The organism is Pseudomonas paraeruginosa PA7 (genome assembly GCF_000017205.1).
Taxonomy (GTDB): Bacteria; Pseudomonadota; Gammaproteobacteria; order Pseudomonadales; family Pseudomonadaceae; genus Pseudomonas; species Pseudomonas paraeruginosa.
The window spans coordinates 2179979-2195546 of sequence record NC_009656.1; the positions used below are offsets into that span (position 1 = coordinate 2179979).

The 15568-nt window shown below is 68.6% G+C and carries 13 protein-coding genes and 1 tRNA gene; 8 read left to right on the forward strand and 6 right to left on the reverse strand.

Annotated elements, in window-relative coordinates:
* Window positions 1-27 precede the first annotated feature (27 nt).
* From PSPA7_RS10170 to mobA, 3 genes are all read right to left on the reverse strand, one after another.
* Window positions 28-104, reverse strand: a tRNA-Pro gene (locus tag PSPA7_RS10170).
* Window positions 105-257: 153 nt separating this feature from the next.
* Entirely contained in the window at window positions 258-479 is a 222-nt protein-coding gene (locus PSPA7_RS10175; protein ID WP_003091247.1) for a YgdI/YgdR family lipoprotein, read from the reverse strand.
* A 130-nt stretch (window positions 480-609) separates the two neighbouring features.
* Window positions 610-1206: a molybdenum cofactor guanylyltransferase MobA gene (mobA, locus tag PSPA7_RS10180; RefSeq protein ID WP_003157111.1), complete on the reverse strand. Its 597-nt coding sequence runs from the start codon at window positions 1204-1206 to the stop codon at window positions 610-612.
* 66 nt (window positions 1207-1272) lie between these two features.
* Between mobA and moaB the strand changes: the two genes are divergently transcribed.
* Together moaB and PSPA7_RS10190 are read left to right on the forward strand one after the other, a co-directional pair.
* Window positions 1273-1812, forward strand: a complete 540-nt coding sequence (moaB, locus tag PSPA7_RS10185) for a molybdenum cofactor biosynthesis protein B (protein WP_012075136.1) — start codon at window positions 1273-1275, stop codon at window positions 1810-1812.
* Window positions 1809-3026, forward strand: coding sequence for a molybdopterin molybdotransferase MoeA (locus tag PSPA7_RS10190; RefSeq protein ID WP_012075137.1), 1218 nt, complete (start codon window positions 1809-1811; stop codon window positions 3024-3026). Before moaB ends, PSPA7_RS10190 begins: the two co-directional genes overlap by 4 nt.
* Before the next feature lie 29 nt (window positions 3027-3055).
* On the opposite strand, the gene gliR is transcribed toward PSPA7_RS10190, so the two are convergent.
* Window positions 3056-4087, reverse strand: a complete 1032-nt coding sequence (gene gliR, locus PSPA7_RS10195; RefSeq protein WP_003156427.1) for an AraC family transcriptional regulator GliR — start codon at window positions 4085-4087, stop codon at window positions 3056-3058.
* A gap of 176 nt (window positions 4088-4263) precedes the next feature.
* Here gliR and PSPA7_RS10200 point away from each other — a divergent pair, with 176 nt between their 5' ends.
* The 5 genes from PSPA7_RS10200 (at window position 4264) to PSPA7_RS10220 (ending at window position 10919) form a co-directional block, all read left to right on the forward strand.
* Window positions 4264-5859 carry an FAD-binding oxidoreductase gene (locus PSPA7_RS10200; protein WP_003156428.1) on the forward strand — a complete coding sequence of 532 codons (1596 nt, stop codon included), beginning with the start codon at window positions 4264-4266 and terminating at the stop codon, window positions 5857-5859.
* Between the two features lie 5 nt (window positions 5860-5864).
* Complete coding sequence (locus PSPA7_RS10205; RefSeq protein WP_012075138.1) at window positions 5865-7445, forward strand: glycerol-3-phosphate dehydrogenase/oxidase; 1581 nt, start codon at window positions 5865-5867, stop codon at window positions 7443-7445.
* A 20-nt stretch (window positions 7446-7465) separates the two neighbouring features.
* Window positions 7466-9028, forward strand: a complete 1563-nt coding sequence (locus PSPA7_RS10210; RefSeq protein WP_003153160.1) for an FGGY-family carbohydrate kinase — start codon at window positions 7466-7468, stop codon at window positions 9026-9028.
* A 74-nt stretch (window positions 9029-9102) separates the two neighbouring features.
* Window positions 9103-10011, forward strand: a complete 909-nt coding sequence (gene yegS / locus PSPA7_RS10215) for a lipid kinase YegS (RefSeq protein WP_003153159.1) — start codon at window positions 9103-9105, stop codon at window positions 10009-10011.
* Window positions 10012-10112: 101 nt separating this feature from the next.
* Window positions 10113-10919 carry an MOSC domain-containing protein gene (locus PSPA7_RS10220; RefSeq protein ID WP_003153157.1) on the forward strand — a complete coding sequence of 269 codons (807 nt, stop codon included), beginning with the start codon at window positions 10113-10115 and terminating at the stop codon, window positions 10917-10919.
* A gap of 43 nt (window positions 10920-10962) precedes the next feature.
* Here PSPA7_RS10220 and PSPA7_RS10225 read toward each other — a convergent pair whose 3' ends face one another.
* On the reverse strand, window positions 10963-11349 hold the full coding sequence (locus PSPA7_RS10225; protein ID WP_012075139.1) for a lysozyme inhibitor LprI family protein: 387 nt from the start codon (window positions 11347-11349) through the stop codon (window positions 10963-10965).
* A gap of 56 nt (window positions 11350-11405) precedes the next feature.
* Window positions 11406-13334: a lytic transglycosylase Slt gene (gene slt, locus PSPA7_RS10230; RefSeq protein WP_012075140.1), complete on the reverse strand. Its 1929-nt coding sequence runs from the start codon at window positions 13332-13334 to the stop codon at window positions 11406-11408.
* 225 nt (window positions 13335-13559) lie between these two features.
* Between slt and PSPA7_RS10235 the strand changes: the two genes are divergently transcribed.
* Window positions 13560-15482 (forward strand): ATP-binding cassette domain-containing protein, encoded by a 1923-nt coding sequence (locus tag PSPA7_RS10235; protein WP_012075141.1) that lies wholly within the window; start codon window positions 13560-13562, stop codon window positions 15480-15482.
* The last annotated feature ends 86 nt before the right edge of the window (window positions 15483-15568 follow it).

The following is a 15568-nucleotide window of genomic DNA, read 5'->3' on the forward strand; positions in this document are numbered from 1 at the left end:
ATCTTGCGAGGTCTGGAGGGCGGGATATGGTCGGAGCGACTGGATTCGAACCAGCGACCTTCTCGTCCCGAACGAGACGCGCTACCAAGCTGCGCTACGCTCCGTTTTGTTGGGGCGCATTCTACAGAAAAAGTTTTGGTACACAAGGGGTTAGATGAATTTTTTTTCGAGCCCGGTTTTCCCGGATGGGAAAAGCAAAGACCCCGTCGCTCCTTCGAGTCGACGGGGTCTTCAGGAAAACCTGTTACGCGACGGTATCAGAGTTCCTTGACGGTGCGGACCTGATCCTTGTTCACGCGGGCGCGCTTGCCGTCGAGCTGTTCGAACTCGTAGAAACCGGAATCCTCGTCATAGGAAGGAGTGTCTACGGCCTGGATCTCGCGTCCGTCGTTGAGGGTGATCACGGTAGGGCTGGAACAACCCGCGAGGGCGCCGAGGCCTACGGCGAGGAGGAGGGCGGGTAGCATCCGCTTGATCATTGCGCAGTTCTCCTGTGCGGTCAGACTTGAAGTTACGAGTTTCTGACAGACGAGTTCTAGGAAGAGTTCCCCCTTGAAAACGAGCGTTCCCCCCGCCTTCGAGAAAATTCGACTCGACGTCCGTTCCGTTTTACTTCAGTTCGTGGTGTTTAGCCAACAGCTCGGGGGTGTTCAGGTTGGCCAGCCGCGGATCGCCCGCGGCCAGTTCGATGGCCTGCGCGCCAAGCGGCAACAGGACGTGACGCGGGCTGCGGTCGCCCTGGCGCCAGGCGTGTTCTATCTCTTCGGCCAGATGCGTCGGGATCAGGCTGAACAGCGGTTCCCACTGGCCACCGCAGCGCAGCATCCAGGGGCGTGCCGGGGCGCGGCCGGCGGCCTGCAACAGGGTTTCCAGCAGGGCATGGTCGATCCGTGGCGCGTCGCAGGGCAGCACCAGCAGCCAGGGATGCCGGGCCACCGCCAGGCCGGCGCGGATGCCGGCGAGCGGGCCGGGGAAGTCGAGGCTGTCGTCGCTCACCAGGCGGTCGGCGTATGCCGCGTAGCGTTCCTGGTTGCGGTTGCAGGAGACGATCAGGTCGTCGGTGAGCGGGCGTACCAGGCGTTGCAGGTGGGCGATCAGGGGCAGGCCCTGCCATTCGATCAGGCCTTTGTCGCGCCCGCCCATGCGTTGGCCGCGACCACCCGCCAGGATCAGTATGGAGCAGGGGGGCAGGGCGCTATCGGGCATCTCGGGTCTCCGTGTCGGGCCTGTGATATAACACCGCGATCACGTCCACAAGCAAGGGCCAACCCCATGAGCCACAAGGCCGAAACGGCATTCGTGCCGTTGAACATCGCCGTCCTGACCGTCAGCGATACCCGTACCCTGGAAACCGATACCTCAGGCCAGTTGTTCGTCGACCGCCTGACCGAGGCCGGGCACAACCTGGCCGCTCGCGTGCTGCTGAAGGATGACCTGTACCGGATCCGCGCACAGGTCGCGACCTGGATCGCCGAGGACAGCGTGCAGGTCGTGCTGATCACCGGCGGTACCGGTTTCACCGGCCGCGACAGCACCCCGGAAGCGGTGGCCTGCCTGCTGGACAAGCAGGTGGACGGCTTCGGCGAGCTGTTCCGGCAGATCTCCGTCGCCGACATCGGCACTTCCACCATCCAGTCGCGGGCCCTGGCCGGCCTTTCCAACGGCACCCTGGTCTGTTGCCTGCCGGGCTCCACCAACGCCTGTCGCACTGCCTGGGAAGGCATTCTCGTCGAGCAACTGGACGCCCGTCATCGCCCGTGCAACTTCGTCCCGCACCTGAAACAGGCGGCGCCCTGCGAGAGCCGCGGGTGAACGGCTGCTGCGACCATCCTGGGCTGATGCCGGTCGAGACGGCGCTGGAACGGCTCCTCGAACTGGCCGCGCAAACGCCTATCGATGCGTGTGAGCGGGTGCCCCTGGAGCAGGCTGGCGGCCGCGTGCTGGCGGTCGACCTGCTGGCCGGCCTGGACCTGCCGCCATGGCCGAACAGTGCCATGGACGGCTACGCCTTGCGCCTCGCCGACTGGACCGGCGAGCCGCTGCCGGTCAGCCAGAAGATCTTTGCCGGACAGGCGCCGCAGCCGCTGCGAGCGGGTACCTGTGCGCGGATCTTCACCGGCGCGCCGCTGCCGGAAGGCGCCGATCTGGTGGAGATGCAGGAAAACGCCGAAGCGCTCGACGATGGCCGCGTGCGTTTCACCCAGCCGTTGCGCGCGGGCCAGCATGTACGCCCACGCGGCCAGGAGGCCCGCCAGGGCGACCTGGTCCTGCCGGCCGGCACGCGCCTGCGCCCGATCGAACTGGGGCTGGCGGCTTCGCTTGGCTGCGCGGCCCTGGAGGTGCGACGCAAGCCGCGGGTGGCGCTGCTGTCCACCGGCGACGAGCTGGTCGAGGCGGGCCAGCCGCTGCAGGCCGGGCAGATCTACAACAGCAATCGTCCGTTGCTCAAGGATTGGCTGCAACGGCTGGGCTGCGACGTGCTCGACGCCGGCATCCTCCCCGACGACCTGGCGCGGACCCGCGAGCGCCTGGCCGGCCTGGCCGGGGTCGACCTGATCCTGTCCACCGGCGGCGTATCGGTGGGCGAGGCCGACTTCCTTGGCATGGCGCTGCGCGAAGCCGGCGAGCTGACTCTCTGGAAGCTGGCGATAAAACCCGGCAAGCCGCTGACCGTCGGGCAGTTCCAGGGCATCCCGGTGATCGGTCTGCCGGGCAACCCGGCCTCGACCCTGGTCACCTTCGCCCTGCTGGCGCGTCCCTACCTGCTGCGCCGGCTTGGCGTGGCGCAGGTCGCGCCGCTGCGAGTGGAGGTACCGGCCGGCTTCGCCTGGCCGAAGGCGGGGCCGCGTCGCGAATACCTGCGCGGGCGCCTGGAGCAGGGGCGCGCGGTGCTCTATCCGAACCAGAGTTCCGGGGTGCTGCGCAGCGCTTCCTGGGCCGAGGGGCTGGTGGAGGTGCGCGAGGGCCGGACGCTGGCCGAAGGCGAGGGCGTGGCGTTCATTCCGCTGAGCGAACTGCTCGACTGACGCGACGGCGGCCTCCCGGCCGCCGTTTTTCATTGCGCCGTCGGATCCTTGCGATGCTGCCGGTACTCGCCGGGCGTCTGTCCGGTCCAGCCCTTGAAACTGCGATGGAACGAGCGCGACTCGGTGAAGCCCAGGTACTGGGCGATGTCCTGGATCGGCAGCTCGCTATGCAGCAGGTAGTGCTCGGCCAGTTCGCGGCGCAGTTCGTCGAGGGTCTGCTGGTAGCTGCTGCCGGCTTGCTGCAGGTGGCGTTGCAGGGTGCGTACGGTCATGCCGAACTTCTCCGCCACCCGCTCCTTGCGCGGCAGGCCGTCCTTGAGCAACTGGCGCAGGGCGTTCTTCACCCGCAGCGGCAGCGGCTCGTCGTCGTCCAACTCGGCCATCAGCGCCAGGGCATGTTCCTCCAGGGTGCGCAGCAGCGTCGCGTCGGCCTGGCGCAGCGGCAGCGCCAGGTAGTCCAGCGGCACCAGCAGCGCCGAGCAGGCTTGGGCGAAGCGCACCGGACAGCCGAAGAAGGTCTCGTAGTCTTCCACGCGGGTTCCGTCCGGCAGTTCGTGCTCCAGCCAGACCTCGTCCGGCGAACCCTCCATGTCGGCGATCCAGCGCGCATAGAGGACCCAGGAAGCCAGGACGTGCTCGACCATGTGGCGGCGTACCAGGGGTGTCTGGTGGCGGCAGTTCCAGATCAGCCGGACCTGTCCGTCGGCCGCCTCGATGCGGCTGGTGCCCATGTCGCCGACCAGTTTCTCGTAGGGCGCGATACGGCTCATGGCCTCGCCCAGGGTGGCGCAGTTCATCGCGATGTAACCGAGCACGCTCCACGAGCCGGGCTGGACGAAGCGCGCCGAGCGCAGGCCGAACAGGGGATCGCCGGAGTGCTCGCAGAAATAGCCGAGCAGGCGCTCGTGGGCTTCGCCCGGCAGGCGCTGGCGATTGTCGTCGAGCTGGCCGGCCTCGAGGCCGGCGGCGGCCAGCGCGGGGGCGATGTCCAGGCCGAGCCGTTCGGCGTGGCGCAGGTATTTCAGCAGGGCCGGAACCGAGGTGGAGCCAAGGGTCTGCATGGTCGTTGTTCTTGTCGTGGCGGATGGAACAGGCCGTCCGGCGTGCGTGCCGGCTGTCTTGATCGGTCACAGGGAGTGTCTCGATCCGACAGTGACAGGCGAAGGCGGCTGGCTAGTATAGGCAGCCAGAAAGGTTCCGATAAACAGGTTGCCGCGACAAGCGAGGAGAGAGGTTCATGCGCCGTTGGAATGGCTGGGGCGAAGAAAGCACCGTGGTCGAATTGCCGGACAGCGCCCGCGGGTTCCTGGCGGAGCTGGTCGGGGAGGGCGTGCGTCTGCCGGACGCGAGCCTGGAGGCGGCGTTGGCGAAGGTCCCTGCGTCGCGCCTGGAGGCCGACCCGCAGTACAGCATCGAGCCCCGCGACCGCCTGCTGCATGCCCGCGGGCAGAGCCTGCCGGACTGGCTGGCGATGCGCGAGGGCGACTTCGGCGTCTATCCGGACGCGGTGGCCTATCCGGAAACCGCCGAACAGATCCGCGCGCTGCTGGCCCTGGCCGAGTCCCGCGACCTGCAACTGATCCCCTATGGCGGCGGCACCTCGGTGGCCGGTCACATCAACCCGCCGCTCACGCAACGGCCGGTGCTGACGGTGTCGCTTGCGCGCATGAACCGCCTGCTCGATCTGGACCGCGAGAGCCTGGTCGCCACCTTCGGCCCCGGCGCCGCCGGCCCGCAGGTGGAAAGCCAGCTGCGCGCGCTGGGCTACACCCTCGGGCATTTCCCGCAGTCCTGGGAGCTGTCGACCCTCGGCGGCTGGGTCGCCAGCCGCTCCAGCGGCCAGCAGTCGCTGCGCTACGGGCGGATCGAACAGCTTTTCGCCGGCGGGACCCTGGAGACCTTCGCCGGGCCGCTTGAAATCGCTACTTTCCCGGCATCCGCGGCGGGACCGGACCTGCGCGAGCTGGTGCTGGGTTCGGAGGGGCGCTTCGGGATCATTTCCGCGGTGAAGGTGCGGGTCACGCCGTTGGCGGAGAACGAACGCTTCTACAGCGTCTTCCTGCCGAACTGGGACCAGGCCCTGCGAGCCACCCGCGAGCTGGCCCAGGCGCGCGTGCCGTTGTCGATGCTGCGCCTGTCCAACGCCGTGGAGACTATGACCCAGCTGGCCCTGGCCGGCCATCCCGGACAGATCGCCTGGCTGGAGAAGTACCTGGCGCTGCGCGGCGCGGGCGAGGGCAAGTGCATGCTGACCTTCGGCGTGACCGGCGACCGCCGGCAGAACGCGTTGTCGCTGAGCCAGGCGAAGGTCCTGCTGAAACGCTTCGGCGGGGTCTTCACCGGCACCCTGCTGGGGCGCAAGTGGGCGCAGAACCGCTTCCGCTTCCCCTACCTGCGCGAAGCCCTGTGGCAGGCCGGCTACGCCGTGGACACCCTGGAGACCGCCACCGACTGGAGCAATGTCGACAGCCTGCTGCGGAAGGTCGAGGCCAGCCTGCGCGACGGCCTGGCCGCCGAGGGCGAGAAGGTCCATGTGTTCACTCACCTCTCGCATGTCTATGGCGAGGGGTCGAGCATCTATACCACCTACGTGTTCCGTCCGGCCGCGAGCTATGCGGCGACGCTGGAGCGCTGGAAGCGCCTGAAGCACGCGGCCAGCCAGACCATCGTCGACAACCGCGGCACCATCAGCCACCAGCACGGCGTCGGCCGGGACCACGCGGCCTACCTGCCGCGCGAGAAGGGCGCGCTGGGCATCGCCGCGTTGCGCGCCATGGCCGGCCACTTCGACCCGGCCGGGCGGCTCAACCCTGGCGCCCTGCTGCAGGACTGATCGGGATGACCTCGCCCTGGAACGCGGAGTGGCGCCGCCGTAGCCTGCCGGCGCTGGCGGAGCGGGAGTGGGACCTGATCGTGGTCGGCGGCGGCATCAGCGGCGCCGGCATCCTCCGTGAAGCCGCACGGCGCGGCTGGCGTTGCCTGCTGCTGGAGCAGCGGGACTTCGCCTGGGGCACCTCCAGTCGTTCGTCGAAGATGGTCCATGGCGGCCTGCGCTACATCGCCAAGGGCCAGTGGCGACTGACCCGCGACTCGGTGCGCGAGCGCCAGCGCCTGCTCGGCGAGGCGCCGGGGCTGGTGGAGCCGCTGAGTTTCGTGATGGCCCACTATCGCGGTGGCTTCCCTGGCCCGCGCGTGTTCGGCGGCCTGCTGAGCGTCTACGACGCCCTTGCCGGGCGGCGCAACCATCGCTTCTACGACGCCGCCGAACTGCGCTACCTGGCGCCGGGCCTGAAGGAACAGCGGCTGCTCGGTGGCACGCGCTTCTTCGACGCGCTGACCGACGACGCGCGCCTGGTGCTGCGGGTGCTGGCCGAGGCGCGCCACGACGGCGGCGAGGCATTGAACGGCATGCGCGTGCGCGAGCTGCTGCGCGAGGGCGGCCGGGTCGTCGGCCTGCGCGCCGAGGACCGCGAAAGCGGCGAGCTTCTCGACTTTCGCTGCCGCGCCCTGGCGGTGGCCACCGGCGCCTGGGCCGATGAGTTGCGCCAGCCCGGCGGCAGCGAGCACATCCGCCCGCTGCGCGGCAGCCATCTGTTGCTGCCGGCCTGGCGCCTGCCGGTGGCCCATGCGTTCAGCTTCATGCATGACGAGGACCGGCGACCGGTGTTCGTGTTCCCCTGGGAAGGCGCGACCGTGGTCGGTACCACCGATCTCGACCATCGCGATGGCCTGGAGCGGGATGCGCGGATCAGCCAGGATGAACTCGACTACCTGCTGGCGGCTTGCGCGCAGCAGTTTCCGGCCGCCGCCATCGAGGCGCGCGACGTGCTCTCGACCTGGGCCGGCGTGCGACCGGTGGTCAGCAGCGGCGACGACAGCGGCAAGCCGTCCGACGAGAAACGCGAGCACGTGCTCTGGCGCGAACCGGGCTGCGTGACCCTGGCCGGCGGCAAGCTGACCACCTTCCGTCCGCTGGCGATCGAAGTGCTGCAGGCCTGCGCGCCGCTGCTCGGGCGTACGGTCACGGACGACGGCGCGGCGGTGTTCGGCGCCTGTGATCGTCCGCTCGTCGACGGGCTCGGCATCAGCCAGCAGCGCCGCCTGGCCGGCCGCTACGGACGCGACCTGGTTCGCCTGAAGCGGCTGGTGGAAACGCTCGGGACGGACTGCGTGGGGTCCAGCGAAACGCTGTGGGCCGAGCTGGCGTTCGCCGCCGAGGCGGAACTGGTGCTGCACCTCGACGACCTGCTGTTGCGCCGCACCCGTATCGGCCTGCTGCTGCCCGAAGGCGGCGCGGCCTGCCTGCCGCGCGTCCGCGCGCTCTGCCAGGCGCGCCTGGGCTGGGACGATCCGCGCTGGGAACGTGAGCAACAGGCCTACCTGGACCTCTGGCGCCGGCACTACAGCCTGCCCGGTTGACCGTCCGAGACGAGAACGAGATGAACGACGACAAGAACTACCTGCTGGCGATCGACAATGGCACCCAGAGCGTGCGCGCCCTGTTGTTCGACCTGAGGGGCAACCTGCTGGGCAAGGGCAAGGTGGAGCTGGAGGCCTACTACTCGAAGCATCCGGGCTGGGCCGAGCAGGACCCCGAGTACTACTGGGCGATGCTCGGCGAGGCCTGTCGGCGGCTCTGGGCCCAGGTGGACATCGACCGCCGGCTGATCCGCGGGGTTTCGCTGACCACCCAGCGCGGCACGGTGATCCACGTCGACGTCGAGGGACGACCGCTGCGACCGGCGATCCTCTGGCTCGACCAGCGCCGCGCCGAGGTCCGCGCGCGCATCGGGGGCCCCTGGGGCTGGCTGTTCAAGCTGGTCGGCGCGGAGGGCGCGGTGGAGCATTTCCGCGCCCAGGCCGAAGTCAACTGGGTGGCCCAGGAGCAGCCGGAGATCGCCGCGAAGACCGACAAGGTGCTGCTGCTTTCCGGCTTTCTCAGCCACCGCCTGACCGGCCGCTTCGTCGATTCGGTGGGCTGCTGCGTGGCCTACCTGCCGTTCGACTACAAGCGCCTGCGCTGGGCCGCGCCGCGCGACTGGAAATGGCAGGCGCTGGCGGTGCGCCGCGAGCAGTTGCCGGAGTTGTTCAAGCCGGGCGAGCGGCTCGGCGAGATCAGCGCCGAGGCCAGCCGGCATACCGGTATCCCGGCCGGCCTGCCGCTGATCGCCGCCGGCGCCGACAAGGCCTGCGAGGTGCTCGGCGCCGGCGCGCTGGAACCTTCGGTGGCCTGCCTGTCCTACGGCACCACGGCGACCATCAATACCACCCGTGCCCGTTACCTGGAGACCGTGCCGCTGATCCCTCCCTATCCGGCGGCGATCCCCGATCACTTCAATACCGAGGTGATGATCTACCGCGGCTACTGGATGGTCAGCTGGTTCAAGCGCGAATTCGGCCTGCGCGAGATGCAGCAGGCGCGCGAGCAGGGGGTCGAGCCGGAGCAACTGTTCGACGAACTGGTCAATGGCGTGCCGCCCGGCTCCATGGGCCTGACCCTGCAACCCTACTGGTCGCCGGGAATCCGCGAGCCGGGCCTGGAGGCCAAGGGAGCGATGATCGGTTTCGGCGACGTGCATACCCGGGCGCACATCTACCGGGCCATCCTCGAGGGCCTGGCCTATGCCCTGCGCCAGGGCAAGGAACGCATCGAAAAGCGCTCGGGCACGCCGATCACCCGCTTGCGGGTGGCCGGCGGCGGTTCGCAGAGCGACGCGGCGATGCAACTCACCGCCGACATCTTCGGCCTGCCCGCGGAGCGCCCGCACGTCTACGAGGCATCCGGCCTGGGCGCGGCGATCGACTGCGCGGTGGGGCTCGGCCTCTATCCGGACGTCGCCAGCGCGGTGGCCGGGATGACCCGCGTCGGCCAGGTGTTCCTGCCCCGGGTGGAAGCGCAGCGGATCTACCAGCGGCTCTACCGCGAGGTCTACCTGCGCATGTACCGGCAACTGCGCCCGCTCTACCGGAGCATTCGCGAGATTACCGGCTACCCTGCCTGAACCGGGTGCCGCACTTCCGCCCCGGAAACGCGGTCAATAGGCAGAGACAAGGCCACGACGAGGAGTTCGGCGCGATGGACAAAGGCAAGGCTTTGCTGGTGCTGCACGGCAAGCAGGCGGGAAACGAGGAGGTGCGCGCCGCGGTCGCGGCGCAGCGCGAGGCCGGGCGGGAACTGGCGGTGCGGGTGACCTGGGAGGACGGCGATGCCCGGCGCATCGTCGAGGCGGCGCTGGCTGACGGCTATTCCACCCTGGTCGCCGGTGGTGGCGACGGTACCTTGCGCGAGGTCGCCGAGGCCTTGGCGCTGGGGCGGGGCGAAGCGAGCCTGGCGATCCTGCCACTGGGCACCGCCAATGATTTCGCCCGTGCCGCCGGGATACCCCTGGAACCAGCCGCTGCCCTGGCCCTGCTCGACCAGACGGCGCGCCCGATCGATCTGGGCGAGGTGAACGGCAAGCTGTTCCTCAACATGGCGACCGGCGGCTTCGGCTCCAAGGTCACGGCGAACACTTCGGAAGACCTGAAGAAGGTCCTCGGCGGCGTGGCCTACCTGCTCACCGGTCTGACCCGCTTTTCCGAAGTGCATGCCGCCCAGGGCCGTTTCAGCGCTCCGGACTTCGAGTGGGAAGGCGAGTTCCTCGCCCTGGGCATCGGCAACGGTCGCCAGGCCGGCGGCGGGCATGTGTTGTGTCCGCAGGCGCGGGTCGACGATGGCCTGCTGGATGTGAGCATCCTGCCGACACCCCAGGACATGGTCGGTACGCTGGGCAGCCTGCTCGGCGGTGGCAACGGCGTCGAGGGCCTGTTCGTCCGTGCCCGGGTGCCGTGGCTCGAGGTGGAAGCGGCGGAGGGGCTCGACATCAATCTCGATGGCGAGCCGCTGGAAGGACGCACGCTGCGTTTCTCGGTTTCCCCGGGCGCGCTGCGGGTGCACCTGCCGGCCGACTCGCCGTTGCTCCGCGAGCCGCCGCGCGAAGATTGAGGGTGGGCCGGCCGATGCGCTGCCTGGAGTGGCGTCTGTGTCTTGCCGGCCTTTCCCGCCGCACCGTATAACAGCATCTTTCCTCCAAGGATGCTGGTTCCATGTTCCGTCTCTCCGCGCTGTACCGCTATCCGATCAAGTCTTCCGCCGCCGAGTCCCTGGAGCGCGTCGCGCTCGATGCGCTGGGGGTGGTCGGCGACCGACGCTGGATGGCGGTGGATACCGAAACCGGACGTTTCTTCACCCAGCGCCTGTTGCCGCAGCTGGGGCGTATCCAGGCGCGCTGGGCGGCAGCGGAAGTGCTGGTGCTGAATGCGCCGGAAATGCCCGAGCTGAGCCTCGAAGTACCGGCGCCCGACGCCAACCTGCGTGGTGTCACGGTCTGGCGCGACACTTTGCAGGCGCCGGATGCCGGCGACGCCGCGGCGGACTGGCTGACGCGCTTCCTCGGCCGCCCAACGCGCCTGGTGCACATCCCCGAGGCGCGCGCGCGGCAGATCGATACCGGCTACGCCGAGCCGGGACAGAAGGTGCATTTCGCCGACGGCTTCCCGCTGCTGCTGATCGGCCAGGCTTCGCTCGACGACCTCAGCCAGCGGGTCGGCCGGTCGCTGGAGATGCTGCGCTTCCGTCCCAACCTAGTGGTGGAGGGCAGCGCCGCGTTCGCCGAGGACGGCTGGAAACGCATCCGCATCGGCTCGGCCGAGTTCGTCGTGGCCAAGCCCTGTTCCCGCTGCATCCTCACCACCCTCGATCCGGCGACCGGCGAGCGCAACGAGGACCGCGAGCCGCTGACGACCCTGAAGACCTACCGGGAGAAGGATGGCGCGGTGTTGTTCGGGCAGAACCTGATCCCGCTGGGGCAGGGCAGCCTGGAGGTGGGGATGGCGGTGGAAATCCTCGACTGAGGAGCGACCGCCCGCCGTTGCGGCGGGCGGCTATCGTGGGCGATCAGAGCTTGGCGTCGACGCAGCCGGTGCTCAGGCACTCGCGTTCGCGCTCGCGGAGGAAGTCGAGGCGCTGGCGGGTCTTCTGGGTGGCGCAGTCGAGGTTGACGAAGTAACCGTTGTCCTTGCTTTCGCTGCAGGCCGCGTCGCGCTCCTTGATCCAGGCGATCTGGCTCTTCTTCAGCAGGGCTTTCTGGCCGTCGTTCAGGTGCTTGCGCAGGCTGCCGAACTGCTGGTTCAGCTCGCGGTCGGCCTGGGAAAACTCGCCGCTGCGGCAGTACACGCTGTCGAAGGCGTTGCGCGGCGTACCGCAGGCGTCGGCGGCCAGGGCGCCGTCGGCGAGCAGCAGGCTGGCGGCGGCGAGCAGGGCGGTGGCGAGGGGCTTGTTCATCTCGAGGTCCTTTTCAAGGTGCTGTTGAGGCCCGGGTGTCCGGGCCGGGTTGGGGTTCAGAAATCGTCGAAGTAGCGCTCGTGCCAGTCGACGATGGGCTGCGGCGCATTGAGCTTCTGTCCGTAGATCACCGCATAGGACAGCACGTTCTGCACGTACTGGCGAGTCTCGTCGAACGGGATGGTCTCGATCCATACGTCGAAGGCCAGGTGGCGGGTGTCCTTCAGCCACTGGCGGACGCGGCCCGGACCGGCGTTGTAGGCGGCCGAGGCGAGTACCCGGTTGCCGTTGAACTGGCCATGCACCTGGCTCAGGTAGGCGGCGCCGAGGCGGATGTTGACGTCGGGCACGATCAGTTGCTGGGTCGAGGCCAGCGGGATGCCGAACTTGCGCGAGGTCTCCTTGGCGGTGCCGGGCATCAGCTGCATCAGGCCGGTGGCGCCGACCCCCGAGCGGGCATCGGACATGAACGCGCTTTCCTGGCGGGTGATGGCGAAGATCCAACTGGAGTGCAGGCCGCGGTTCTTCGCTTCGCGCACCAGGGTGGCGCGGTGCGCCATCGGGAAGCGGATGTCGAGGTCGTCCCAGTACTGCGCCTGGCTGATCGAGCGGATCGCCGGGAAATACCACTGCATGTCGTAGGCCAGCCTGGCCTGGGCGATCAGCTCGTCGCGATCGAACAGGCGCGCGGCGTGGTACCACTCGCGGCGGGCGTTGATCACTTCGCCACGGTTGAAGAACTCCATGGCCCGGCGCGTGCTGGCGGCGTTGCGAACGCGTTGCAGGACGCGCGGGTCGATGTGCGCAGGGCGGTTGCCGAGCTTGTACGGCACGCTCAGGCGGTCGGCGGCGAGGAAGCCGTAGAAATCGCGCTCGCCGGCGAGCTTCTGGTACAGCGCGATCGGCTCCTTGCTGTTCGGCTGCGCCAGCTGCAGGCTGCGCGCCTGCCAGTAGCGCCAGCGGCTGGTGGCGGCGAGGTCCTGGGGCAGCTTGCGGGTCAGCGCGTAGGCTTCGTCCCAGCGGCCCAGGCGCAGCAGCAGGCGGGTGCGCCATTCGGTGACGGTGTTGTCGCGCAGGCCGGGGTCGTACCGGGTCATCAGCGGCAGCGCGCGCGGATCGAAGCGCTTGGCCAGGCTGAGACCGATCTCGCGGGCGATGGCGACCTTCTCGTCGCTGGAGAAGGGTAGCGCCGAGCTGTAGTAGTCGAGCAGGCTCAGGGCCTTTTCCGGGTCCTGCCGCGCCAGGCGGCGCAGGCCGAGGCCGACCACGTCGGCGGTGGCGTGGTCGCGCTGGCTGAAGCGGCCGGTCTGGCTCAACTGGGCGGGGTTCTGCGCCACGCTGACCATCAGCGTGCCCTGGTTGCCGAGGGTCGGCAGGCGCTGCGCGAGGTGCGAGGCAAGGCTGTAGTTGCGCGCCTCGGCGGCCAGCTTGAGACGCTTCCAGACCTTCTCCTCGGTGAGCTGGCCTTCGCCCTGCCAGAGGCTGAACAGGGTATCGCAGGCGGCCGGCTGCGACTTGCCGACCAGCCACAGGCGCTCGCTGGTGGCGTAGCCCTCGGCCTTCTGCCCGTGGCCCAGCTGGTACTGGCCGTAGAGGCAGTCGAGTTCGGTGAAGTTCAGTTTCGGGTCGTAGTGGTTGACGAAGGTCTTCCAGTCGCCGCGATCGGCCAGCAGGCGCAGCCAGCGCAGTTTCAGCCAGCCGATCTGCGGCAGGTCGCCGTGCTCGGTGAGGAAGCGCTCGACTTCCTCGTTGCTGGCGGTCTTCAGCCGATGGGTCAGTTCGTCGTAGGCCAGGTAGGGTTCCAGCGGGTAATCGCGCAGGGCGCTGCGCGAGGCCATGTAGGGTGCGCTGTTGCCCTTGGCCAGGGCGGCCTTGGCCTGGTCGTAGAGACGGCGTTGTTCGGTCAGGGAAGCGGCGTGGACCGCGTCGACGGAGGAAATACTGAGCAACAGGCAGGAAACGAGAGTGAACAGGCGACCGCGCATGACTTATCCGGGCAGGTGATGTCGGGTAACGTCGGCAGGTCCGCAACGGCTGCCTACGGGCGTTTCGACCGCTCGCGGGACCGGCGCGCGACCGCTGTCGCGGGGCGCGCCCGAGGCCGGGCGGATGGCTCGCCTAAGCTTAGCCGTTGCCGCATGGCGGTGAAAGCGCCGTGCCATCCGATGCCTATCCGGCGTAAAATGCGCGCCCTGTTTCCGGAGGCGCCCATGACCCTGCTCAAGTTCACCGATGTATCCCTTGCCTTTGGCACCACTCCCTTGCTGGACAAGGTGTCGTGGCAGATCGGCCGTGGCGAGCGGGTCTGCGTGATCGGGCGCAACGGTACCGGCAAGTCCAGCCTGTTCAAGGTGGTCAAGGGCGAACAGCAGGCCGACGACGGCGAAGTCTGGCGCGCACCGGCGCTGAAGATCGGCGAATTGCCCCAGGAACTGCCGCGTGCCGACGAACGGACAGTGTTCGACGTGGTGGCCGAAGGCCTGGCGGAAGTCGGCAAGCTGCTCGCCGAATACCACCACCTGAGCCTGAACATCCATACCGACGACGACCTGGCGCGCCTGTCGCGGGTCCAGCAGGAACTCGAGGCGCGCGATGGCTGGCGCCTGCAGCAACTGGTGGACAGCACCCTGAGCCGCCTGCAGCTGCCGGCCGACAAGACCCTCGCCGAGCTCTCCGGCGGCTGGCGTCGGCGCGTGCTGCTGGCCCAGGCGCTGGTCGCCGAGCCGGACCTGCTGCTGCTGGACGAACCGACCAACCACCTGGACATCGGCGCCATCGCCTGGCTCGAGGAAGCGCTGCTGGGCTTCAACGGCGCGGTGCTGTTCATCACCCACGACCGTGCCTTCCTGCAGTCCCTGGCGACCCGCATCCTCGAGCTGGATCGTGGCCGCCTGATCGACTGGAACGGCGACTACGCCAGTTTCCTGGTGCACAAGGAACAGCAACTGGCCGCCGAAGAAGCAGCCAACGCCTTGTTCGACAAGCGCCTGGCCCAGGAGGAGGTGTGGATCCGCCAGGGCATCAAGGCCCGCCGCACGCGCAACGAAGGGCGGGTGCGGGCGCTCAAGGAGATGCGTCGCGAACGCGCCGAGCGCCGCGAGCGCCAGGGCAAGGCCAGCTTCCAGCTGGAAAGCGCGGACAAGTCCGGCAAGCAGGTGATCGTGGTGGAGCACGTCAGCTTCGCCCATCCCGGCGGCCAGCCGCTGGTACGCGACTTCTCCATGGTCCTGCAGCGCGGCGACCGTATCGGCCTGCTCGGCGCCAACGGTACCGGCAAGACCACCCTGCTCAAGCTGCTGCTTGGCGACCTGCAGCCGACCTCGGGCAGGATCGAAGTCGGCACCAAGCTGGAAGTGGCCTATTTCGACCAGTTGCGCCATCAGCTCGAACCCGAGCAGACGGTGATCGATAATATCTCCGAAGGTCGCGAGTTCATCACCATCGACGGCCAGAACCGGCATGTGCTCAGCTATCTCGGCGACTTCCTGTTCAGCCCGCAGCGCGCCCGCACCCCGGTGAAGGCGCTGTCCGGCGGCGAGCGCGCGCGCCTGCTGCTGGCCAAGCTGTTCAGCAAGCCGGCCAACCTGCTGGTGCTCGACGAACCGACCAACGACCTCGACGTGGAAACCCTGGAGCTGCTGGAGGAAGTCCTGCTGGGCTTCCAGGGCACCGTGCTGATGGTCAGCCACGACCGTGCCTTCCTCGACAACGTGGTGACCAGCACCCTGGTCTTCGAAGGCGAGGGCAAGGTCCGCGAGTTCGTTGGTGGCTACCAGGACTGGCTGCGCCAAGGGGGCACGCCGCGCCTGCTCGGCGTGAGCGAGTCGAAGAGCGGCAAGGCCGAGCTGAACACCGCGCTGGCGCCCGCCGCCGAACCCGTGCCGGCTGCCGCGGCACCGAGCGAGGCGCCGGCGAAGAAAAAGCTCAGCTACAAGTTGCAGCGTGAGCTGGAGGCCTTGCCCGGGCAGATCGACGCGGTCGAGGCGGAGTTGGCGGGTGTCCAGGAAACCATCGCACAGCAGGATTTCTATATGCGCCCGCAGGACGAGCAGCGCGAAACCCTGGCGCGGCTGGACGCGTTGCAGCAGGAACTCGATGCCTTGCTCGAGCGCTGGGCCGAACTGGAAGACTGATCCATTTCGAAAAAGTGAGCTGCATCAATGTGATAGCGGCTCATCTCGATGATCCTTGCGGGCGTTGCCGGCGGCGGCATGACCTG